Here is a 20,617-nt window from a genome sequence, read left to right as displayed (position 1 = left end):
GTGCTGCCGGTGCGGGCGACCGTGCACATCCTGTCCGGCCATGGGGCTCGCGATTGAGCAGGAGGAATTCCTTCCAGGAGACTACGCGCGGTTCTCGCGGCGGCTCGACGAGAACCTGGAGGCGCTGCGTGTGCTCCTGGCGCGGCCGGGCTTCGGTGAGGGGCCGACGACGATTGGCGCGGAGCTGGAGCTGTTCCTCGTGGACGCCCGGGGCTTTCCGTTGCCGGTGAACCGGCAGGTGCTCGCGCAGACGGTGGACCCGCGCGTGACGCTGGAGATGGACCGCTTCAACCTGGAGGTGAACCTGCGCCCCGGTCCGCTGGCGGGCAGGCCCTTCACCGCGCTGGAGGCGGAGTTCGAGGACTCGCTCGCCGAGGTGCGACGCGCGGCGGCGACGCAGGGGGCGCGGGTGGCGGCCATTGGCATCCTCCCCACGCTGCGCGAGGCGGACCTGGGCCCCAACGCGTTGACCGCCCAGCCGCGCTACCACGCGCTCAACGCGGCCATCCGTCAGCGGCGCGCGGCGCCCTTCCAGGTGGCCATCACCGGTGAAGAGGAGGCGCTGAAGCTCGCGTGGGACGACGTGACGCTGGAGGGAGCGAATACGTCGCTCCAGTTCCACCTGCGCGTGACGCCGAAGGACTTCGCGCGCCTGTACAACGCCGCGCAGCTGGCCACCGCGCCGGCGCTGGCCGTCTCCGGAAACTCGCCGCTGTTCCTGGGGCGCAAGCTCTGGGACGAGACGCGGGTGGCGCTGTTCCGTCAGGCGGTGGATGACCGGGGCGAGCCGGGAGAGGGCGGCTTCCAACCCCACGCGCGCGTGACATTCGGACACGGGTGGGCTCGCGAGGGCGCGTACGAGTTGTTCGCCGAGGCCGTGGCGTTGCATGCGCCGCTGTTGCCGGTCGTGGGGCACGAGTCTCCGCTGGAGCGCGTGGCGGCGGGGGGCGTGCCCGGCCTGGAGGAGCTGCGGCTGCACCAGGGCACCGTGTGGACCTGGAATCGCGCGGTCTATGACCCGAAGGACGAGGGCCACCTGCGCATCGAGCTGCGCGCGTTGCCCGCGGGCCCGACGGTCGTGGACATGGTGGCGAATGGCGCCTTCCTGCTGGGGTTGACGCTCGGGTTGGCCGAGCGAATGGATGCGCTCCTGCCGGCGCTGCCCTTCGCGCATGCTGCGGGGAACTTCATGCGTGCGTCGCGGCGGGGGCTGGACGCGGAGCTGTTGTGGCCGGGCGAGTCCGCGCCGAGCCCGCGCGTCGTGCCCGTGGTGGACTTGCTGCGCCAGCTCATCCCGGTGGCCCGACGGGGGCTCTTGTCGGCGGGCGTGGAGGTCGACGAGGCGAACCGGATGCTCGACATCATCTCCCAGCGCGTGGACCTGCGGCGCACGGGCGCGCGCTGGCAGCGACAGATGCTGACCCACCTGGAGGCGCAGATGCCACGACAGGATGCGCTGGCCGCGATGCTGGAGCGCTACCTGGAGCACGCCGCCTCGGGGCGCCCCGTGCACGAATGGCCCGTGGGGTGAGCGCGCTCGAAAGGAGCTTCCGCCTGCCTGGCGTCCCGCGTGGCGGCGCGCGTGAGGCCCGAAGCGGCTGACGCCTCGCGGAAGCTCCACTCGCCTCGTCTCCAGCGCACGGGGCGTGAGACCCGCCGGGCCGTCGTTCGGCGGGTTGTTCATTGCGAGCAGGCCCGGCTCGGGTTGAATATCCGGCTGCCCGCCGCGTCAGCGGCCGAGCACCCCTGCCTCCGCGCTCATGTTCAGACTCCTTCCGCCGCTGTTGCTGCTCGTCGTTCTCGGTAGTGCCTGTGCCACCCTGCGCGGTCGTGCCGATGAGCTGGCGCGCAACGGCCAGTTCGTGGAGGCCGCCGCCATCTACGACGAGCTCGTCACCAAGAACCCCTTCGAGAAGGAACTCGTCTCCGAGCGCGACGGCCTGCGCGGCAAGGCACTGGGACAGCTGCTGGGCAACGCCCGGCGCTATCGCCTGGAGGGCATCGACGAGAAGGCGGAGGACGACCTCCTGCGCTTCCTCGACCGCCGCGCGCAGTGGAACTCCAAGCTCAACGGTGGCCTGGAGAGCTCTCTGCTGGAGGAGATGGAGGGCACGCACAAACACCTGCGGCTCACCATCAGCAGTCCCGCGAAGCTGGGGCTCGCGCTGACGGCGGAGGAGACGCTCGTGCGCAAGCGGCCGTTGCTCTCACACAAGGAGATGGTCGTCATCCAGCGGGAGATGGAGTCCGTGGTGGTCCAGAGCGGCAAGGAGGTGTGCCAGCGGTTGCGCGACGTGCCCTCGGACGACGCGCCCCACTGGCGGGAACTCGTGTCGCGCTACTGCCGTCACTGGCGCGAGTTCGCTCCCGAGCCGCCGCCAGCGCCCGAACTCACCGCGGCGCCATCATGGACGGGCCAGGTGGGCGGCCTGGACTCCGCGCGCATGGAGCTTTTGCGCACCCGCCTCACGCGCGCCTTCGAGTCCTCGCCCTGGTTCTCTCCCGCCGCGAGCCACCATCCCGAGCTGTCGCTGGCCGGCCGCTTCACCACGCTCCGCGACAGCCGCTCCGTCGAGCTGACCGCCCCCTATACCGAGAAGGTCCCCTACACCGACCACGAGGAGCGCACGGAGACGGTGGAGGTGCCCTATGACGTGGAAGAGGAGTACACGGACAAGAACGGCGAGAAGAAGACGCGCAAGGTGACCAAGGTGCACACGTACACCCGCAGCTTCACCGTCGCCGTGACGCGCTACAGAGATGTAGCTCGCACCTTCGAGTTCCACGCACTGCGTCTGTCGGTGGAACACGAGCTCACCTTGTCGTCATCAGGCGTACTGGATGCCCGGCGTGGGCCCATGTCGGCGGTGCTCCAGGACCACCTGTCCGAGTCCGCGTACGAGCACGACGTCACCTTCGGCCCCGGCGACGTGTCCCCTCGCCGCGCGAACTTCACGCCGCCGGAGTCCTGGCTCGAGGCGCGCGTGGAACAGATGAGCGCGCGCTTCGCCCAGACGCTCCAGGAACACTGGCGCGAGTCCTACTGCACCACGCCCGCACGCACATTGGACGAGGCCGCCCGCTGTGCACGCGCCGGTGCCACGCTTCCTACTCCTGCATACCAGGTTCTCTCTGAAGTCCTCGGTGACGACGCAGCGCGTGTGCCGTCGCTGTTCGTGACGCGGTGACGCGGTGCGAGAGGCGGCGTCAGCTACTCAGCGGGTCAATTGAGACTGGGTGGATTGTTCACGCCTATTGACGTGAAATACCTGTGAGTGCGGGTCAGACTGGTTTGTCACTATTCGTACTCAGCAGCGGAAATTTCACTCAGAGGACCGTATGCATCCGAATGAAGTCCGAAGCCTCGCCCGTCGTGGGACCCTCGTGATGTGGATGGCTTCTTCCCTGGCGCTGACCGCGTGCGGAGACGCGGACCTGGAAGCCGCTTCCACGCAGGACGTTGTCGTGGTGGAGCAGTCCGGCGCCCTGGAAGTGGAAGGACTCGTCGCCGACCGCCGCATCATCGTCTACCTGACCGGCAGCCAGTCGCTGTACGCGGTGCAGGATGGCAAGCCGACGATGATCGCCCAGCGCAGCGGCGCGCCGTCGGTGTCTCCGGATGGCCGTGAAGTGGTCTACGCGAAGCTGCCCGACTCGTGGAAGGCGGGCGATGCGGTGACGCGCACGGAGCTGCACGTCTACAACGTGAAGAACGGCAAGGACGACAAGCTGACGTCGGGCCATGACGACCAGGACCCGTCGTGGACGCCGGACGGCAAGCGCATCCTGTTCCAGTCGAAGAAGCGCTCGGGGCTCTCCTCGTTCTGGAGCGTGAAGGCCAATGGGAAGGACCTGGATCAGCTGACGAACGCGGGCTGCACCCAGACCAATGACCCGGCCTTCGTCCCCACGCCCGCGAGCAGCACCGGCGTGCAGTGGGCGCCGAATGATCGCCGCATCATCGTCTACTTCACGTCGCAGACGAGCGACAGCGAGGTTCGCGTCATGAGCTTCAACCAGAGCCTCGGCGTCGCCTCCGCGTACAGCCTGGGCAAGGGCACTTCTCCGAAGTGGACCGAGCGCGGCACCGTCACCTTCCTGCGCACGGTGAACGGCGGCAGCGTCGAAGTCGAAGTGAGCGTTCAGTAGTCCGGAACGCGGCGTGAGCTGGGCGCGCCGCGAGCAGGGATGACTCCGAAGTGGGAGTCATGCAGTGAGCTTCGACGAGGTTGAATGGCCGCGCGCGGAGACGAGGGGCTACGGAGGCCCTCTCTCGCCGCGGCAAACCTCGCGAAGGACTTCAGCCTTCGTCCTCGGCGCCTCGGCGCAATCCCAGCATCCGCCGCAGCTCCCGCGCGGATTGACGGCTGATCTCCACCGCGTGTCCCCGCGCCGTTCGTGCCAGGTAGCCTCCCGTCTCCAGGGGCTCCAGTCGCGCGACGTGACGCAGGTTGAGCAGCGCCCTGCGGTGGACGCGGTGGAAGAGCTCCTCCGGCAGCTTCTCCGCCAGCTCGTTGAGGGTGAAGTCGGTGAGGAACTCGCCCTGCGTGGTGAACACCGTCACCAGCTCGTCATCGAGCGACGCGTGGGAAATCGTCTCCGGGTCCACCAGGACGATGCCCTGGCGCGTGGGGATGGGCAGCCGCGCCAGCGCTCGGGGCGCGGACTTCTCCGGAGCCGGGGTGTCACGCGGGCGGGCGTCGGCCTCGATTCGCGCCCGCGTGCGCTCCAGCGCCTTCTGCAGTCGCGCGGGCTCCACGGGCTTGAGCACGTAGTCCGCGGCGCCGTGCTCGAAGGCCTCCACGGCGTGCTCGGCGTGCGCGGTGCAGAGGATGACGCGCGGGCGTCCCTCGGGGAGCAGGGCCAGCGCGTCCAGGCCACTGAGGCCGGGCATGTGGATGTCCAGCAGCACCACGTCCACGCCGCCCGCGCGCACCGCGGCGAGCACGGCCTCCCCATCCGCGGCCTCGCCGCACACCTCCACGTCGGGCAGGGCGCCCAGCAGGCGCGACAGCCGCTTGCGGGCGAGCAGCTCGTCATCGGCGATGAGGACTCGCAGCGGTCGGCTCACGTGACGACTCCATGCAAGGGGCCCGAGCGGGGCAGGGTGACGGTGACGCGGGTGCGGCCCGCTTCGCTACTCAGGGCCAGGTGCGCCCGGTCGCCATAGGCCAGCGCGAGGCGCCGCTCCACGGTGGGCAATCCCGCGCTGCCTTCTCGCGGGCCCTTGGACGCTCCGGGGTTCTCTATCGCGACCTCGACTTCACGCTCGCGCACGCGCACGCCCAGCGACAGGCGCCCCCGGTGTCCGGCGGCCGGGCCGTGTTTCACCGCGTTCTCCGCCAGGGGCAGCAGCACGAGCGGTGGCACGGGCACGTCCTCCGCGCCCGGCGCGACGTCCAACGCGAGCTGGAACAGCTCCGGGTCTCTCAACAGGTGCAGGTCGAAGAGGGTGCGCATCAGCGCCAGCTCCTCCGACAGCGGCCAGGTGGCCTTGCGCACGCCGGCGAGCACCGAGCGCAGCATGGTGGACAGCCGCAGCACGGCGGCCTCCGCCACGGCGCCGTCCTCGCGGCACCACTCCGCGATGGCGTTGAGCGTGTTGAAGAGGAAGTGCGGGTCCAGGTGGCTGCGCAGCGCGAGCAGTTGCGCCTGCTCCGCTTCCAGCGCGAAGCGGGCCGCGCGGGCGCGCTCCTTCGCCAGCGTCTCCTCGAAGCCGATGTCCCGCCCCAGGCCCCAGCCGCCCACGAGGAACAGCGCGTTGCACACGATGAGGTTGGTGGGCTGCGTCAGGAACGTGGGCCCCATGCCCAGCAGCTTCGGCAACACGAAGCCGGAGGTGAGCACCACGCCACTTCCCACCGTGCCGTACATCAACACGCGCACGCCGCCGTGGCTCAAGTCGAGCCCTCCGGGAAAGAGGACGCGGTAGGAGACGGGGGCCACGGCCACGAAGAGCAGGCACATCAGCACGCCCAGGTGGGGCGCGAGCGCTTCGTGGCTGAAGCGCGTCTGCGCGGCGACCAGGGGCGCGGACACCAGGAGGATGGGCACGAGCCTGCGGGGCTCCGCGAGGGCCCGCAGCGTGGCGCGGACGATGGACCCTTCTGGCTTCTCCGACATGCTCCGGAGGGAGCCTACACCCTCGGAGTCATCACCGCGCGGGCTGCTCCTCCACCTCCAGCTCGAAGGCGTCGACGAGGATGCTGCCGACGAGGACGACGGGGAAGAGGAGGATGGCCGCGAAGACGAGGAGGGGGGTGGGCAAGGTGAGCATTGCGGGCTCCTGAGTCTTGGCAGCATGCACGCCCAGTCTGACGTGGCGCCCGCTTCGCGATGACGGCCCCGGGCTGGACGGTCGCCACCCGGGGCCGAACGGTCATCCCCGGGGGCTCGCCGCGAGCAACGCGTCCGCGAGCTGGAGCCCGTTGCGGATGCAGTCGTTGAGCCCCACGCCCTTGTAGGCGTTGCCCGCCAGGTGGAGCCCGGGCCAGCGGCCAAGCCCCTGGTCCACGGCCGCCATCCGCTCCAGGTGTCCCACCGTGTACTGGGGGATGCCCCGAGGCCAGCGGTAGACCTGCGTGAGCGACGGCGTCGCCGTGACACCCGCGAGCGCCTTGAGCTCCTCGCGCGCCAGGGCCACCAGCGCGGGCTCGTCCAGCCCCACCAGGTCCGGCCGCTTCGCGCCGCCCACCATGCAGGTGTACAGCACGCGGCCCGCCTCCACGCGGAAGGGGAACACGGTGGAGGCGTGGATGGAGCCCAGCAAGCGACGTCCCTCGGCGGGAGGGACGAGGAAGCCGAAGCCGTCCGGTGCGGGCGTCGTCCCCGCGTCGAAGCCCAGGTGCACCACGGCGATGGGCGCGTACTCGATGCCGCCCACGCGCGCCGCCAGCTCCGCGTCCAGGGGATGCAGCAGCCCCTGCGTCACGTATGCGGGCGCCGCCAGCACGACTTCGCTCGCGTCCAGCTCCGCGCGCCGTCCCTGCTCGCTCACCGCCAGCCGCCAGCCGCCGTCCACGCGCGTCAGGCCCTCCACCGTGGCGCCCACGCGCACAGCGTCTCCCAGCGAGGTGGCCAGCGTGTCGATGAGTGTCCCCAACCCGCCCTCGAAGGTGCTCAGCGCGCCGCTCAATTTCGGCGCCGGAGTCCCGCCCGCGGGCAGGGCCTTGCGCTGGGCGCGCTGCGCTCGGATGGCGCCCAGGATGAGACTGCGGTGCTCATGCTCCAGCTTCACGAGCTGCGGAAACGTGGCGCCCACGCTCAGCCGCTCCACGTCTCCGGCGAAGATGCCCGTCTGCACCGCGTCCAGCAGCACCCGCGTCGCGGTGTGCCCCAGGTGCCGCCTGCCGAAGTCCGCCAGCGATTCATCGGCGCCCACCGCCGCCCGTCCACTGAACAGCTCCCCCATCACGCGCAGCTTCGCGCCCAGCGGCAGGATGTCCGAGCCAAGGAACGCGGGCGGAGACGCGGGCACCGAGCGCAGCCGGCCTCGGGTGTAGACATACCGTCGCTTCGCCGCCGGGTCCGCGGCGCGAATCCTGTCTTCCAGTTTCAGCGCGAATGCCAGCTCTCGCGTGGCGGGCTCGCGGTCCAGGAAGCTGTTGGGGCCTGTTTCGAGGAGGAAGCCCTGGTGCTGTCGGGTACCCACTGCCCCGCCGAGCCGGGAGGATGTCTCCAGGAGAACGGCAGCCCTACCGCGTGAGCGCAATCGCCAGGCGACGACCAGACCTGAAATCCCACCTCCTACGACGGCGACAGTCATCGGTTGTCCCTCCTGAATCAAATTTTCCGGTGACCAGCGTGCACTCGGTGCTCGACAACATCTCGTGTTTTGCCAAGGACAACCATTCGGCGCGTTAATGAAGGGTATGCGCTACGTCATCACCGGAGCGAGCAGGGGCATTGGTTTCGAGTTTGTCCACCAGCTCCTCGAGCGCGGCGACATCGTCGACGCCGGGGTGCGCACCGAGGAGGGACTTCAGCGACTGGAGCCCTTGAAACGGGGCAGTGCGGGGCGCCTGCGTCTTCATCCGCTCGACGTGGCCGAGGAGCGCAGCGTCAGGACTTTCGCCTCGGCGGTGTGCGCCGAGCCGGTGGATGTGCTCATCAACAACGCGGGAGTCCCGGGGCTGTGGTGCGCCTTGACGGACGTGGACTACGCGGACGTGGTGCGCACGTTCGCCGTCAACGCGCTGGGGCCCTTGCGTGTCACCAGCGCGTTGTTGCCCGCACTGCTGCGTGGTGTCGCGCGCAAGGTGGCGCACGTCACGTCTCGCATGGGCTCGCTCGCGGGGAACAGCGAGGGCGGCGCGTATGCCTATCGGATGTCCAAGGTCGCGCTGAACATGGGCGTGCGCAACCTGTCCAATGACTTGCGTGGCCAGGGCATCGTCTCCGTGTTGCTGCATCCCGGCTGGGTAAAGACGGACATGGGCGGCCCGGACGCGCCGCTGCCCCCGGGCGAATCCGTGCGCGGCATGCTGAACATCATCGACGGGCTGCGCGCCGAGCACAGCGGCCGCTTCTTCGACTACCAGGGCGAAGAGGTGCCCTGGTAACCGACGCGGGACGCCGGACGCGTCACGGATAGAGCATCTGCGCGTGCCAGCCATCCGGCTCGCGCAGGTAGACGTGTCGGTCGTGCAGGCGACTTTGGCGCGAGTGCCAGAACTCGATGCGGTCCGGCACCACGCGGAAGCCGGACCAGTGCGGAGGCCGGGGCACCTCGGCTCCGGCGTAGCGCTTCTCCACGTCCTCCACGCGCGTCTCCAACTCGTCGCGCGAGCCAAGCCGCTGGCTCTGGAGGCTGGCCCACGCGCCCACCTGGCTGCCGCGCGCGCGGCTCTTGAAGTACGCATCCGCCTCCTCGTCGGAGACAATCTCCACGCGGCCCTCCACGCGGACCTGCTCCTCCAGCGGCTGCCAGTAGAAGCACAGCGCGGCGAAGGGATGGGCGAGCAGCTCGCGACCCTTGCGGCTCTCGTGGTTGGTGAAGAACACGAAGCCGCGCGAGTCGAAGTCCTTGAGCAACACCACGCGCGCGCTGGGGCGACCGTCGGCGCCCACGGTGGCCACCACCACCGCGTTGGGGTCCACCGGAATGGCCTGTTTGGCGCGCTCGAACAGGTCCGAGAATCGCTGGATGGGGTCGGGAGGTATCAGCACGGGCGCAACATAAGGGACGGGGAAAGGGCGCGCACGTTCGCGGTTGACTCATCCCGTGCAACCGTCATGGTTGCCACATGAAGATTCTCTTCATCTCCTCGGAGGTGGCGCCCTTCTCCAAGACGGGAGGGCTGGGGGACGTGGCCGGCGCGCTGCCCGTCGCGCTCGCGTCGCTGGGCCATGACGTCAAGGTCGTCACCCCGCGCTACCGGGATTTGCGGGACGCCGCGCGCCTGTCTCCCACGGGCCAGTCGCTCCAGCTTCGCTTCCCCTTCGGAGAGCAGGGCGGCCCCATCCTCTCCGCTCGGATGTCGGAGCGGCTGGAGGTCCTCTTCCTGGAGAACGAGTTCTTCTTCGGCAACCGCCACGGCCTGTACGGCGATGCGTGGGGCGAGTTCGGCGACAACGCCCGGCGCTTCGCCTACCTGTCCGTGGGCGCGCTCCAGGCCGCCCAGCGGTTGGGTTTCGTGCCGGACATCATCCACGCCAACGACTGGCAGACGGGGCTCGTCCCGCTGGCGCTGCGGCGCGGCTTCCAGGCCACCGCGCTGGCCTCCGCCAGGAGCGTGTTCACCATCCACAACCTCGCGTACCAGGGCCAGTTCCCCAAGGGCGTGATGGCGGACCTCGGGTTGCCGTGGGACCTGTTCACCTCCGAGGGGGGGCTTGAGTTCTACGACACCGTCAACCTGCTCAAGGGCGGCCTCGTCTTCGCCGACGCGCTCACCACGGTGTCCCCCACGTACGCGCGTGAAATCCAGACGCCCGAGCAGGGCTACGGGCTGGACGGCCTGCTTCGCCGCCGCTCCCATCGGCTGCACGGCATCCTCAACGGGGTGGACACGCACGAGTGGAACCCGGCCACGGACCCGTTCCTCCCGGAGCGCTTCGGCCCTCGGGAACTCGCGGGCAAGGCGGCGTGCAAGCGCGAGCTGCTCAGGCGCTTCGGGTTGCCGGAGGGGGACGCGCCGGTGTTCGCCATCGTCAGCCGGCTGGCGTGGCAGAAGGGCATGGACCTGCTCTTGGACGCGCTGCCCACCGCGCTCCAGGCGGACATCCGCTTCGTGGGCGTGGGCAGTGGCGAGGGTCCCCTGGAAGAGGGGATGCGCGCGTTGCAAGAGCGTTACCCGAAGCAGGTGTCCGTGCACCTGGGCTTCGACCCGGCGCTGTCACATCTGGTGGAGGCCGGGGCGGACTTCTTCCTGATGCCCAGCCGGTATGAGCCGTGCGGCCTGAATCAGATGTACTCCCTGCGCTACGGGACGGTGCCCATCGTCCGGGCCACCGGAGGGCTGGTGGACACCGTGGAGGGGGGGCTGGACGGCAACGGAATCCTCTTCGAGGCCTTCCACCGGGCCGCCCTCCTGGCCGCCTTCCGCCGGGCCCTCTCCCTCTACGCGGACCCGCTCCGGCTCGGGGATTTCCGGCGTCGAGGCATGGAGAAGGACTTTTCCTGGGATGCGTCCGCCACCCGGTACGAGGCGCTGTATTCAGCCCTCGTTGCTGAATAATGGGTGCGGACGGAAAATCGCAGTAGGCTTGTGCCGTGGCGGAAGCTCCGGACCTGGGTGGTTATGAGGTAGTCGGCCGGTTGGCTGTCGGCGGCATGGCGGAGGTGTACCAGGCGAAAGCCCGGTCCACGACGCAGCGCTCGCCGGGCGAGCCGGACGAAGTCGTCATCAAGCGACTGCATCCGTCGTTTCGCAACGACACGGCCTATGTGAAGGCCTTCGTCGACGAGGCGAAGCTGACGGTGCGCTTGCGGCACGCGCACATCGTCCGGACGTTCCGCCTGTTCAAGGCGGGGCCGGACTACCTCATGGTGCAGGAGCTCGTGAGTGGCCGGACGCTCGGCTACATGCAGGAGCTGTTGCTCAAGGCCGGCGCGGCGATGCCGCCCGAGTCCGCCTGCTACATCGCCTGGTGCATGCTCAAGGCGCTCGACTACATCCACCGGGCGAAGGTGGGGGAGAACGGCGCCACCATCGTCCACCGCGACGTGAATCCGGCCAACGTGCTGTTGGGCATCAACGGCGACGTGAAGGTGACGGACTTCGGCGTGGCGGAGGTCGAGGGGATGATGCGCGGTGACTCGGGTGCGCTGCGCGGCACGCTGCCGTACATGAGTCCCGAGCAGGTGCTGGGGCAGGTGGTGGATGCGCGCACGGACCTGTACGCGGTGGGCGTCATCCTGTGGGAGCTGTTCGCCAGCCGGCGGCTGCACTCCGGGGAGAACGAGTCGGACCTGATGCACCAGGTGCGCGACGCGCGGGTGCCGCTCTTGTCGTCGGTGACGTCGGACCTGCCGGACTACGCGGTGCAGGTGGTGCGCAAGGCGCTCTTCGCGGACCGGGTGCGGCGCTTCCAGTCGGCGGCGGAGTTCATCAAGGCGCTGGAGGCGCTGTCCCGCCGCGCGGGCTGGCCCCTCACGGTGGAGGCGCTCCAGCCCCTGCTGGGCGGCTGATGCGAGAGCGTCGCGAGCTGCTGGCGCTGCTGGCGGGCGCCCTCCTGTCTTCGGGGTGCCTGGGCTCGGTGCCCTTCCAGCCGCGCGCGTATGACGACGCGGTGCGGGTCGAGTCGCTGAGCGTGGACTTCCATGCGGACGGCTCGGGGGTGCTCGACGTGGGGCTCCAGGTGAAGAACCCCTCTTCGGACGCGGCCACCCTCACGTCGGTGGACTTCGAGCTGTGGGTGGACGGACGGCGGGTGGCCTCGGGGCAGCAGCACGTGGACGCGGCGCTGCCTCCCGATCGGGAGGCTCCGCTGCGCGTGCTCTTCCCGCTGGCCGCTGAGCGCGTCATCGCCGTCACGGGAGAAGCGCCGGTTCCGGTGCGCGTGCGCGGTGGTGTGGTGCTGCGCTTCGGGCGCACCGAGCGGCGCGCGCCCTTCCGGGTGCAGGGCTCGCAGAAGCTGACGCATGTGCCGCCGCTCGAGGGCGCGAGCGACTGAATCACGCGACGGGTTCGCCGCGGCGGTGGCATGTGCCGCCGCTCGAGGGCGCGAGCGACTGAGGTGCTTGCGCCGTGCCGCTCAGGACTTGGCGGCCGGGGACTCCGCGCGAGTCTCCTTGGCGCGGGGCTCCTTGCCGGGCGTGCTGCTCTTGAGTCGGGACATGCGCACGCGGTCGATGCGGGCGCCTTCCTTGTTGGCGACGACGAACTGCCAGCCGTTGTAGGTGAAGCGCTCGCCCACGTCGGGCAGATGCCCGGCCAGTGACGACAGGTAGCCGCCCAGCGTGTCGAAGTCGCCCTCGGGCAGGGGGAAGCCGAACGCCTGCGTGAAGCGGTCCACCTCCATCGCGGCGTCCACCATGAAGCTGCCGTCCGCCATCTTCTCGACCAGCTTCTCCTCCACCTCGAACTCGTCGCCGATGTCGCCGACGATTTCGCGCAGGATGTCCTCCAGCGTCACGATGCCCATGAAGCCGCCGTACTCGTCGACGACGATGGCCATGTGAATCTTGCGCTTCTGCATGTCCCGCAGCAGGTCGCCGATGGGCTTCATCCACGGCACGAAGTGCGCGGGGCGGATGATGTCCTGCAGGACGATGAGCTCCGGGTGCTGGAGCAGCGGGATGATGTCGCGCGCGTGCAGCACGCCGATGATGTGGTCCACGTCGTCCCGGTACACGGGGATGCGCGAGTGGTTCTCCTCGGCGAGCAGCCGCAGCAGGTCCTCGGAGGAGATGGTGCTGTCCACCGTGACGACTTCCGTGCGCGGCACCATGACGTCGCGGCAGCGCTTGTCGGACAGCTCGAAGATGGAGCGGATGAGCTGCGGGGCGCTCTTGTCGACCTCGTTCTTCGCCGCCTGCGCGGCCAGGAGCTTCTCCAGCTCCTCCAGCGGCGGGGGAGGGGGCTCGAAGCGCAGCGTGCGGCCGAACGTGCGGGCCACCAGGTTGAGCACCCCCAAGACGAAGCGCATCGGCGGATACAGCACCGCCACCAGCAGCGACACGACGCCGGACAGCCGCAGCGCCCAACGCTCCGGGTTGGCATTGGCCAGCCCGCGCATGGTGACTTCCATGAGGCTTGCCAGCACACCGACGAAGAGCGCGCCCGCGGCGACCGTGGCCACCGGCAACCAGGCGGCCTCGCCGTAACGCGTCAAGTCCAGCATGCGCGGCGGGACGAAGGCGCCAATGGCGGCGGCGAGGAAGCCGCTCAGCAACGTGCCCAGCCGCAGCGCGGTGGCGGTGGCCTCGCGCTCCGTCTTGTGGCGGAGGACGCGTCGGCTCGACGCGCCTTTGTGCTGTTCCGCCAACTCCTGGGCGCGCAGGTCGGAGGTTCCGTAAAGCGCGGACTCCGCCGCGGCGACCAAAGACCTGACGAAGCACAGCGCCAGGCAGGCGACCCAGAGGGCCCAGGTAGGCATAGAGGCCCGTTCTTATCCCGTGCTAAGGGTCCGTTCCACCCCGCCGGAGCCCTCATGCCCGCTCGCATGTATTTCCTTGGCGCACTCCTGGCCCTTCTCGTCCCCGCCGTGGCTGGCGCGTGGCCGGTGGACATGGTCCTACCCCTGGAGGCGGGCAAGGAGCGCTTCCAGAAGCTGGCGGCCGTGGACTGGGTGGAGGTGGAGGACGCCTCCGTCGCCACCGCCGAGGTGCTCCCGGGCACCAACGAACTGTTGCTCACCGGTCAGAAGGAGGGGCGCACGCTCCTCTTGCTGTTCGCGGAGGGGCGCTTCGCGGTGTGGCGCCTCACGGTGGGAAATCCGCCTCCGGAGGACGTCTCGTCCAAGCTGGCCTCCGCGCGCAAGGCCTGTCCGGACCTGAAGGCCACGCAAGGCGCGGAGCGCTCGCTCACGGCCACGGTGAAGGACGCCTCATGCCGCGCGGCGCTGCTGGAGATGCTGCGCACGGACGCGTATGTGGCTCGCGAGCTGGAGCTGACCTTCGAGGTGCCGGCGCTTCAGGAGCAGCTGTCCTCGGTGGTCGCCGCGCTCCAGCCGCTGGGCCTGACGGCGAACTACAGCGGCGCGGGCCTGGTGGTGACGGGCACCGCGAGCCGTGAGGACTGGCACCGGGCGCTGTGGGAGCTGTTCCGCCGCTCGGTGGGCCGCGTGCCACTGGAGGACCGGGTGGAGTTGAAGGCGCCGGAGCCGGCCGCGGCGGTGCCGGACGCTGGCCCCGCTGTCCAGGTGGAGCCGCCGGTGGAGGTGGAGATTCTCTCTCCGCCTCCGAAGAAGCCGCCGCGCAAGAAGCGCGGAGGCTAGGGCGCTGTCTCTCGCAGGATGATGAGCCCGCGCGACGAGTCCACCGTGTAGATGTAGCCGTCGCCCGGCACGCGGATGCCGAGGGCGCCGTCGTAGAAGCTCTCGCCCCGCCCCGCGTCGTCCGGCCGGAAGGTGCGGTAGTGGGCCACCTCACGCGGAGCCTCCGGAGTGGACACATCCAATACGCGCACACCCTCGTGGTACCAGGCGACGTAGAGCTTCGTGCCGGACAGCACCATGTTGTGGATGGAGATGTGCTCCCGCATCCGGTGCTCGCCGAGGAGCTTCACGGAGGCCGGGTCCGTGACGTCGAGCACGCGCAGATGCGCGCCCCAGTCCTCGCCGCCCTCGAAGGCGATGATGCGCTCGCCGTAGCGCGCGACGGCGCTCGCGTGGCTGGTGGAGTGCGCGTAACGGTAGGAGCCGAGCTGCCGGGGCGTCCCGCTCTGCTCCAGCGCGCCGATGACATAGCCGGCGCGCCAGAAGTTGACGTAGAGCCTCCCCTCGAAGGCGAACATGTCGTGCGGCCCGTAGGAACTCGCGGCGTCGAAGCCCGCGGCCTGGAAGGCGCCCGTCAGCCGTGGAGACAGGGGGGTGGTGACGTCGTAGACAAGCACCTCTCCGGTGGGCGCGGGCGAGGCGGCGAGCAGCGTGTTCTCGTACACGAACACGGTGTGCACGTTGGTGCGCGTTCCGCCCGTCGCGAACGCCTCCACGGGATGGGCGGGGTCGGTCAGGTCGAAGACGATGACCCCGCGCACGCCGCTGGCGACATAGAGCGCATCGCCGTGGGACCAGACGCCGTTCCAGTACGTGTCATTGGTGCGCTGGATGTGCTCGGTCAGCACGGGGCGCGCCGGGTCCCTCACGTCGTAGACGAAGAGCCCTCCGCCGAGCGAGACGACGTAGGCGTGCCCATGGGTGACGTACACGTCGACGGGCAGTCCCGGTGTCACAGGCGTCTCGGACACGCGTTCCAGACCGGAGGCCTCCGGTTCGTCCGTGGGGACGGTGACCTTCTTCGCGTCGAAGGTTCCCTCGCCCTCCACCCGTCCGTTGAGGCATTCCACGAAGCAACCCTGCAGCCGTCCGGGCTCTGGAGACTGGCAGCCCAGGAACGAGCGGCGACGGACACCGTTCGTGCCTTCCGTGCGCGAGGCGGAGAGGAAGATGTTGCCGCCAGCCACACCCACCAGTCGCGTGTCCAGGTTCAGTCCACCCGCGGACTGGGTGCCGGTGGAGGCCAACCTCATGGACAGGGGCGCGAAGCTGTAGGTGTTTCCGTAGCGAGGATTCCTCGCGCGGACGTGAAGGGTATAGACGCCGTCCAGCTCCAGCGTCGCGAGCCCTCCAGGAGTGCAGCCGCTCGCATCGAAGCTGCCCTGGCTTCCGCAGGCATTGGAGGCTGTGTCCACCTTGCATGCGGCGAAGGCGCCCATGTCCTTCCAGTCGCCCTCGTCCGAGCCGCCCGACGGGGGGCCGGGCATCGGTGTCTGCTTGTCGTTGCTGCAGGCCGTCAGGGCCAGGGTCACCGCGGCCAGCGTCAACAGGGCACGCATGGAGCTCATCCTGAAGGAGTGGGGTGTGTCCGCGTCGGAGGGACGCGGAGGTATTCATATCGCGACGGCCGGCGCTTCGCCTGTCGCGTCCGCATGCGGCAGGTATCCGCGTGGGAAGGGTCGACGCCGGGGACGTTTCAGGGTGCGCCGTGAAGAGGCCGGCATGAGGTATGACGGCGCGTGTTTCCGGCCCGGGCATGGCGGGTTCGTGCGTCACGGCGCCGGGGTCTTCTGGAGGAGCCGATGCGATTCAAGATGCGGTCGACTTCACTGGTGCTGAGCCTGACGCTGCTCGCGCCGCTGGGGGCGAGCGCCCAGTTCGACGATGGCGAGGTGGTGCTCACCGCGCCCACCGAGCCGGAGCGGGGCTGTCCGAAGCGCCCGGACCTGGTGCCCTTCACGCCGCGCGCGCAGGTGGGCATGGAGGGTTCGGGTTGGCTGGTGCACCAGGCCATCATCCCCGAATCGAAGGACACCTTCTTCAAGGGCCGCGAGCGGGAGCGCTCGGGGGTGAAGCGGGTGCCGGAGGAGGAGGTGCGGCGGCTCGGCGCGCCGGACCCGACCATCCCGCTGTGGGTGTTCGGCAAGGCGGACACGGCGGCCTGTCGCGCGGTGCCCGTCAGTTGGTGGGCGGCGCGGATGGGGGCGACGGACGTGGACCGCAAGACGTTCCTCATGGCGGAGATTGAAGTGGACTGCGACGTGCTGCCACCCGGGCGTCTGTCCGGCACGCCGGTGGCGTTGCGGCAGAAGGATGAGCCCACGGGGTGCAAGCTGCGAAGGCCCACCGAGCGCGAGACGGGCAAGGATGGGGAAGGCCTGCCGCCGGATGTGTTGGAGTTCATCCCCGTGCGCGACTGTGAGTCGCCGGAGTGCATGCGACTGTGGGAACGCATCGGCGCGAGTTGGGATGACAGCACCACGGTGGGCGACTTCACGGTGTCGTGGATGGAGCGCAAGGGGAAGAAGGACCCGTGCGACTGGCCTACCGAGGACCTCTCGCTGCTGCTCTACCGTCCTCCAGGGGCACTCACCCCGGCGCTGTTGCGCAACGGGGGCACGCAGTTCTTCGGCGGCCTGCACGACAGCGCGGGGCTGAGGTTCGTGCTCAGTCGAGACCTGGGCTCGCTCTATATGCACGAGGCCGCCAAGCCGAAGGCCGCGCCGAAAGCCGTGCGTTATGGGAGTCCGACGGAAGAGGACCTCATCCTCACCAAGCGCACCCTGTCTCCGTGCAAGGTGAAGCGCTGACCTCGATTTTCGCGGAACCTGTCAGGCCGTGATGGCGCCGCCTTCGGTCAGCGCCATCATGGACTCTCGCTTCCAGGTCATCACTCCGGCCAACGCCTCGCGGTTGAAGCAGGTGGGGCAACTCGGCCCCGGGCTTCCGTCCTACTCCTCGGGCCAGAAGCTCGCTTTCGAGCCGAACGGCACCGCGCTCCTCGCGTTGAGCAACAGGGGAGCACTGCTTCGGTGGTGGGACGTGAGGGCGCCGTCGGAGGGGCCGCTGCATGCCCACGAGCAGCGGCTCGAAGGGAACGCGGCGATGTTTCTCGACGCCGAGCGCGTCCTGGCCGTCGCTCCCGCGAACCGCTCGCCCTCGGGGCTTTGGCGCCCGAGGTTGGTGCTCCTCTCCACGAAGGATGGGTCGCTGATGCGTGAGCACCATTTGGCTCATGCGGTGACCCTGTTCGCCATGTCTCCGGGCGGGGAGCGGGCGCTGTTGATTCCGTTGGATGGCGATGCGCCCCTGATTTGGGACGTGAAGTCCTGGCGTCCCCACTGCGAACTCGCACCGCTGGACACGGGCGTGTCCCTGACGGCGTGCGCGCTGTCTCCGGATGGGCGCTTCGCGGCGGCGACCGTCACTCCGGATGACGAGCGGAAGGAGAACCTCTGGCTCTGGGACATCGCCGACGGGGCGCGCCCGGTGGCACTGTCCATCGAGGCGCCGACGACGTGGAGCCTCGCTTTCCATCCGACGGAGTCCCTTCTCGTCGTGGGTGGCAACACGGAAGATGTTGCCGTGGTGCACGTGGGCGAGCGTCGACTGGTGAGGACGCTTCATGGCTTCAGCGGCTATGCGTGCAACCTCAACTTCAATCCCCAGGGTGACCTGCTCGCGGCCTCACGTGACGGTCGAGGCTTCGGTGTCCATCGCTTCGATACGGGCGAGGTGTTGTTCCGCGCCAGCGACGGCGACGACATGCAGACGAGCGATGCGCTCTTCTCGCCCGATGGCCGGCTCGTGGCCTGGGGGCGGGGTGATGGCACCGTGGACCTTTGGGCGGTGACTGACTGAGGTCACTGCTCGGGGGCTTCGGTCCATTTCCCCTGCCGCGTCGGCTCGCGCAGGGCCTTGTGGAGCGCGGCGAGGAAGCGCTTTCGTGGCCATGACTCCGCACCGAACCTCGCCAGGTGTTCGGTCTCCACCTGGCAGTCCACGAGCTGGAAGCCCCAGTCCTTGAATCGCTCCACCGACGACACGAAGGCCACCTTCGACGCATCCGGCGCCAGCGCGAACATGCTCTCACCGAAGAACGCCGCGCCCAGCGACACGCCGTACAGCCCGCCCTTCAATTCGCCGTCCTGCCACGCCTCCACCGAGTGCGCGAAGCCCCGCTCGTGCAGTTCGACATACGCCCCCAGCATCTCGTCCGTAATCCACGTCCCGTTCTGCCCGGGACGTGTCACGCGACCACACTCGGTGATGACGCGCGCGAAGGCCGTGTCGTAGCGCACCTCGTACTCACCCCGCGCCATCGTCTTGCGCAGGCTGCGGCCCACGTGAAGCGAGTCCGGCGTCAGCACGAAGCGCGGGTCTGGCGAGTGCCAGAGGATGGGGTCCCCTGCACTGAACCAGGGGAAGATGCCGCGCGAGTACGCGGCCAGGAGCCGCTCCGGGCTCAGGTCTCCGCCCACGGCGAGCACTCCGCTCTTGTCAGCGCGCTCCGGAGGCGGGAACAGCTCCGGGTGCTCGTCACTCAACAGATAGATGGGCACGCACCGCCCACTCTACCGGGACACGTTCAGCTTCACCTCGCCCGAGAGTGAATACGGCACCCGCATCAGTGGACCGGTCAGCTCCCCCGTCACCCCATAGGGCAAGACGCCCCGGGAGATGAGGGCCTTCACCTCCGGCCCCCACGAGTCCTTCGTCACCGCTACCTCCACCGGATACACCCCCGTGGCGGACGCATCCACGCTGTCCGACTGGGCCAGCGTTCCACTGTCCAGCGCCTTGCCCGCCACCGCCATCTGCCACGTCAGCCCGCTGAGCTTCAGCGGGAAGGGATTGGGGTTCTGGATACCCAGCCGGAGGTTGAGCTGCACCTCCTCGGCGGAATAGCGCGCCCCATCCAGCTCCTCCACGACGATGGTGGGCAGTCGGGGCACGCGCACCGCGCGACTCGCGGCGAAGGGCACCTGCTGCTCGGAGTCACCCGAGCGCACCACCAGCACACCCCTGAGCGCCAGGAGCACCGTGCCACCCTGGGCGCTCAGCCGCGCCAGGTCTTCCGCGCTCTGCACGTAGGCCGCGCGCTCCTCGAAGGACACGTCGCCCGGAGCGCCCGGCGCAAGCCGTGTCTCCAGCTTCATCGTGCCCTTCTTCAGCACCTTCCCCTCGGAGACCAGCTCGTAGTCGGCGCGCTCCACCACGCCGGGCGCGGCGCTGGACACCTGGGCGCTGTAGCGCAGGGTGGCCTCTGTCAGGCCCTGCGACACGACGGACGTGTCCTGTGCGGTGAGGGTGGCGGAACCAGCCGGCCGGGTGGAGGACGAGGCACACCCCAGACCCACCAGGAGCAGTGCGGCAAGCTGGACGACGGGCGAAGTCGAGCGCATCACGTTAGACATTGTGTGCACCCCGGAAGCCGCCCCCAAGGGCTTTTCCGCTAGACTGTCCACCACTCGTGGTCCGACGCCGCCCCAACTTCAACAAGACGGTTCGCTCCCTCATCCGGGACATCGCGACGAAGCTGCCGGAGTTCGCCCACGTGAAGGCGGGCCGCATCCTGGTGGTGGCCGGTGAGGCGCGCCGCGCTTCCCGTGGCACCGTGAAGCCCCTGTGCTTCCGGGGCGGCAAGTCCACGGACCGCACGGGTCGGCGCAAGCCCGTCATCCGCATTCGCGGCCGGCGGATGCTCTACTGCATCACCCTGCGGCCCCTCTTCTTCAGGGGCTCCACCGCCCAGGCCCGCCTGGAGACGGTGCTGCACGAGCTCTTCCACCTGTCGCGCCGCTTCGACGGCACCCTGCACTCGGGCCGGCGCCACGCCGTGCTCGGCAAGGACTTCTCCCGGAAGCTGCGCCCGCTCGTGCGCCGCTACCTCAAGCTGTGCCCTCCGGAGCTGCTGTCCGCCCTGGCCCTCACCGGCGAGGTGCGCGTGCTCCAGTGGCTGGAGCGCCCAGGTCCCGCCTATGTCCCGGGGACGCACCGACGTGTGCGCAAGGTCTACACCGAGGACCAGTTGTACTACGGCATCGCGCGCATGGTGACGCCCAAGCCCCGCGTCCCTCGCGAAGCCGCCGTCCGCCTCAAAGTCCACTAGTACCTCGGCACAGAGGTTTTGAAGGGTTCAGGCCGCAGCGGCCACTGCTGCTTGGGCCTGGGGGTATGCTCGCCCGAGCTTGGTGCGGGCGCTGTCTATAGTGAAGCGCCAGCGGACGCGGGC

The 20,617-nt window shown here is 69.4% G+C and carries 20 protein-coding genes; 11 read left to right on the top strand and 9 right to left on the bottom strand.

Annotated elements, in window-relative coordinates:
• Nucleotides 1-40: 40 nt before the first annotated feature.
• The 3 genes from HUA78_RS34865 (at nucleotide 41) to HUA78_RS34855 (ending at nucleotide 4,149) form a co-directional block, all read left to right on the top strand.
• Nucleotides 41-1,531 (top strand): glutamate--cysteine ligase, encoded by a 1,491-nt coding sequence (locus HUA78_RS34865; protein WP_174478153.1) that lies wholly within the window; start codon nucleotides 41-43, stop codon nucleotides 1,529-1,531.
• Between the two features lie 229 nt (nucleotides 1,532-1,760).
• Complete coding sequence (locus tag HUA78_RS34860; protein ID WP_174478152.1) at nucleotides 1,761-3,188, top strand: hypothetical protein; 1,428 nt, start codon at nucleotides 1,761-1,763, stop codon at nucleotides 3,186-3,188.
• Between the two features lie 205 nt (nucleotides 3,189-3,393).
• Nucleotides 3,394-4,149 (top strand): hypothetical protein, encoded by a 756-nt coding sequence (locus HUA78_RS34855; protein ID WP_254614617.1) that lies wholly within the window; start codon nucleotides 3,394-3,396, stop codon nucleotides 4,147-4,149.
• A gap of 151 nt (nucleotides 4,150-4,300) precedes the next feature.
• Here HUA78_RS34855 and HUA78_RS34850 read toward each other — a convergent pair whose 3' ends face one another.
• The 4 genes from HUA78_RS34850 to hemG all read right to left on the bottom strand — a co-directional run bounded on the left by HUA78_RS34850 (nucleotide 4,301) and on the right by hemG (nucleotide 7,765).
• Nucleotides 4,301-5,071 carry a response regulator gene (locus HUA78_RS34850; RefSeq protein WP_174454713.1) on the bottom strand — a complete coding sequence of 257 codons (771 nt, stop codon included), beginning with the start codon at nucleotides 5,069-5,071 and terminating at the stop codon, nucleotides 4,301-4,303.
• Nucleotides 5,068-6,123: a sensor histidine kinase gene (locus HUA78_RS34845; protein ID WP_174462969.1), complete on the bottom strand. Its 1,056-nt coding sequence runs from the start codon at nucleotides 6,121-6,123 to the stop codon at nucleotides 5,068-5,070. The genes HUA78_RS34850 and HUA78_RS34845 overlap by 4 nt, the downstream gene beginning before the upstream one ends.
• A gap of 31 nt (nucleotides 6,124-6,154) precedes the next feature.
• A complete protein-coding gene (locus HUA78_RS47345) occupies nucleotides 6,155-6,277 on the bottom strand; it encodes a hypothetical protein (RefSeq protein WP_256433504.1) in 123 nt (40 codons plus the stop codon).
• 102 nt (nucleotides 6,278-6,379) lie between these two features.
• Nucleotides 6,380-7,765, bottom strand: a complete 1,386-nt coding sequence (hemG, locus tag HUA78_RS34840) for a protoporphyrinogen oxidase (protein ID WP_174478151.1) — start codon at nucleotides 7,763-7,765, stop codon at nucleotides 6,380-6,382.
• A gap of 97 nt (nucleotides 7,766-7,862) precedes the next feature.
• Here hemG and HUA78_RS34835 point away from each other — a divergent pair, with 97 nt between their 5' ends.
• Nucleotides 7,863-8,561 (top strand): SDR family oxidoreductase, encoded by a 699-nt coding sequence (locus tag HUA78_RS34835; RefSeq protein WP_254624066.1) that lies wholly within the window; start codon nucleotides 7,863-7,865, stop codon nucleotides 8,559-8,561.
• A 22-nt stretch (nucleotides 8,562-8,583) separates the two neighbouring features.
• Here HUA78_RS34835 and pdxH read toward each other — a convergent pair whose 3' ends face one another.
• A complete protein-coding gene (gene pdxH, locus HUA78_RS34830; protein ID WP_174462967.1) occupies nucleotides 8,584-9,168 on the bottom strand; it encodes a pyridoxamine 5'-phosphate oxidase in 585 nt (194 codons plus the stop codon).
• A gap of 77 nt (nucleotides 9,169-9,245) precedes the next feature.
• Here pdxH and glgA point away from each other — a divergent pair, with 77 nt between their 5' ends.
• From glgA to HUA78_RS34815, 3 genes are read left to right on the top strand one after another with little or no spacing between them, the layout of a single operon-like run.
• A complete protein-coding gene (gene glgA / locus HUA78_RS34825) occupies nucleotides 9,246-10,679 on the top strand; it encodes a glycogen synthase GlgA (protein ID WP_174478150.1) in 1,434 nt (477 codons plus the stop codon).
• Between the two features lie 35 nt (nucleotides 10,680-10,714).
• A complete protein-coding gene (locus HUA78_RS34820) occupies nucleotides 10,715-11,632 on the top strand; it encodes a serine/threonine-protein kinase (protein WP_174462965.1) in 918 nt (305 codons plus the stop codon).
• On the top strand, nucleotides 11,632-12,117 hold the full coding sequence (locus HUA78_RS34815; RefSeq protein WP_174478149.1) for an LEA type 2 family protein: 486 nt from the start codon (nucleotides 11,632-11,634) through the stop codon (nucleotides 12,115-12,117). Before HUA78_RS34820 ends, HUA78_RS34815 begins: the two co-directional genes overlap by 1 nt.
• Before the next feature lie 81 nt (nucleotides 12,118-12,198).
• Here HUA78_RS34815 and HUA78_RS34810 read toward each other — a convergent pair whose 3' ends face one another.
• Nucleotides 12,199-13,542, bottom strand: a complete 1,344-nt coding sequence (locus HUA78_RS34810) for a hemolysin family protein (protein ID WP_141641938.1) — start codon at nucleotides 13,540-13,542, stop codon at nucleotides 12,199-12,201.
• 54 nt (nucleotides 13,543-13,596) lie between these two features.
• Here HUA78_RS34810 and HUA78_RS34805 point away from each other — a divergent pair, with 54 nt between their 5' ends.
• Nucleotides 13,597-14,382, top strand: coding sequence for a pilus assembly protein N-terminal domain-containing protein (locus HUA78_RS34805; protein WP_174454717.1), 786 nt, complete (start codon nucleotides 13,597-13,599; stop codon nucleotides 14,380-14,382).
• On the opposite strand, the gene HUA78_RS34800 is transcribed toward HUA78_RS34805, so the two are convergent.
• A complete protein-coding gene (locus HUA78_RS34800) occupies nucleotides 14,379-15,941 on the bottom strand; it encodes an LVIVD repeat-containing protein (RefSeq protein WP_174478148.1) in 1,563 nt (520 codons plus the stop codon). The two genes, HUA78_RS34805 and HUA78_RS34800, sit on opposite strands and share 4 nt — an antisense overlap.
• Before the next feature lie 243 nt (nucleotides 15,942-16,184).
• Here HUA78_RS34800 and HUA78_RS34795 point away from each other — a divergent pair, with 243 nt between their 5' ends.
• Together HUA78_RS34795 and HUA78_RS34790 are read left to right on the top strand one after the other, a co-directional pair.
• A complete protein-coding gene (locus tag HUA78_RS34795) occupies nucleotides 16,185-17,192 on the top strand; it encodes a hypothetical protein (RefSeq protein ID WP_174454719.1) in 1,008 nt (335 codons plus the stop codon).
• 58 nt (nucleotides 17,193-17,250) lie between these two features.
• Entirely contained in the window at nucleotides 17,251-18,243 is a 993-nt protein-coding gene (locus HUA78_RS34790) for a WD40 repeat domain-containing protein (protein WP_174478147.1), read from the top strand.
• A gap of 2 nt (nucleotides 18,244-18,245) precedes the next feature.
• Here HUA78_RS34790 and aat read toward each other — a convergent pair whose 3' ends face one another.
• Together aat and HUA78_RS34780 are read right to left on the bottom strand one after the other, a co-directional pair.
• Nucleotides 18,246-18,944, bottom strand: coding sequence for a leucyl/phenylalanyl-tRNA--protein transferase (gene aat, locus HUA78_RS34785; protein WP_174478146.1), 699 nt, complete (start codon nucleotides 18,942-18,944; stop codon nucleotides 18,246-18,248).
• Nucleotides 18,945-18,956: 12 nt separating this feature from the next.
• Entirely contained in the window at nucleotides 18,957-19,799 is an 843-nt protein-coding gene (locus HUA78_RS34780; protein ID WP_174478145.1) for an LEA type 2 family protein, read from the bottom strand.
• Nucleotides 19,800-19,855: 56 nt separating this feature from the next.
• On the opposite strand from HUA78_RS34780, the gene HUA78_RS34775 reads away from it, so the two are divergent.
• On the top strand, nucleotides 19,856-20,494 hold the full coding sequence (locus HUA78_RS34775) for a hypothetical protein (protein ID WP_141641931.1): 639 nt from the start codon (nucleotides 19,856-19,858) through the stop codon (nucleotides 20,492-20,494).
• The last annotated feature ends 123 nt before the right edge of the window (nucleotides 20,495-20,617 follow it).

This window comes from Myxococcus sp. CA033 (assembly GCF_013336625.1).
Taxonomy (GTDB): Bacteria; Myxococcota; Myxococcia; order Myxococcales; family Myxococcaceae; genus Myxococcus; species Myxococcus llanfairpwllgwyngyllgogerychwyrndrobwllllantysiliogogogochensis.
Note: the sequence above shows the minus strand (reverse complement) of the source record. Positions and strands in the feature narration are given on the sequence as shown.

Coding starts and splice junctions, on each gene's coding strand:
- HUA78_RS34855 (WP_254614617.1), top strand. CDS start 3,394: ATGGCTTCTTCCCTGGCGCTGACCGCGTGCGGAGACGCGGACCTGGAA.
- HUA78_RS34810 (WP_141641938.1), bottom strand. CDS start 13,542: ATGCCTACCTGGGCCCTCTGGGTCGCCTGCCTGGCGCTGTGCTTCGTC.
- HUA78_RS34795 (WP_174454719.1), top strand. CDS start 16,185: ATGCGATTCAAGATGCGGTCGACTTCACTGGTGCTGAGCCTGACGCTG.
- HUA78_RS34780 (WP_174478145.1), bottom strand. CDS start 19,799: ATGTCTAACGTGATGCGCTCGACTTCGCCCGTCGTCCAGCTTGCCGCA.
- HUA78_RS34860 (WP_174478152.1), top strand. CDS start 1,761: ATGTTCAGACTCCTTCCGCCGCTGTTGCTGCTCGTCGTTCTCGGTAGT.
- HUA78_RS34835 (WP_254624066.1), top strand. CDS start 7,863: ATGAAGGGTATGCGCTACGTCATCACCGGAGCGAGCAGGGGCATTGGT.
- HUA78_RS34805 (WP_174454717.1), top strand. CDS start 13,597: ATGCCCGCTCGCATGTATTTCCTTGGCGCACTCCTGGCCCTTCTCGTC.
- glgA (WP_174478150.1), top strand. CDS start 9,246: ATGAAGATTCTCTTCATCTCCTCGGAGGTGGCGCCCTTCTCCAAGACG.
- HUA78_RS34845 (WP_174462969.1), bottom strand. CDS start 6,123: ATGTCGGAGAAGCCAGAAGGGTCCATCGTCCGCGCCACGCTGCGGGCC.
- HUA78_RS34790 (WP_174478147.1), top strand. CDS start 17,251: ATGGACTCTCGCTTCCAGGTCATCACTCCGGCCAACGCCTCGCGGTTG.
- hemG (WP_174478151.1), bottom strand. CDS start 7,765: ATGACTGTCGCCGTCGTAGGAGGTGGGATTTCAGGTCTGGTCGTCGCC.
- HUA78_RS34815 (WP_174478149.1), top strand. CDS start 11,632: ATGCGAGAGCGTCGCGAGCTGCTGGCGCTGCTGGCGGGCGCCCTCCTG.
- HUA78_RS47345 (WP_256433504.1), bottom strand. CDS start 6,277: ATGCTCACCTTGCCCACCCCCCTCCTCGTCTTCGCGGCCATCCTCCTC.
- HUA78_RS34865 (WP_174478153.1), top strand. CDS start 41: ATGGGGCTCGCGATTGAGCAGGAGGAATTCCTTCCAGGAGACTACGCG.
- HUA78_RS34800 (WP_174478148.1), bottom strand. CDS start 15,941: ATGCGTGCCCTGTTGACGCTGGCCGCGGTGACCCTGGCCCTGACGGCC.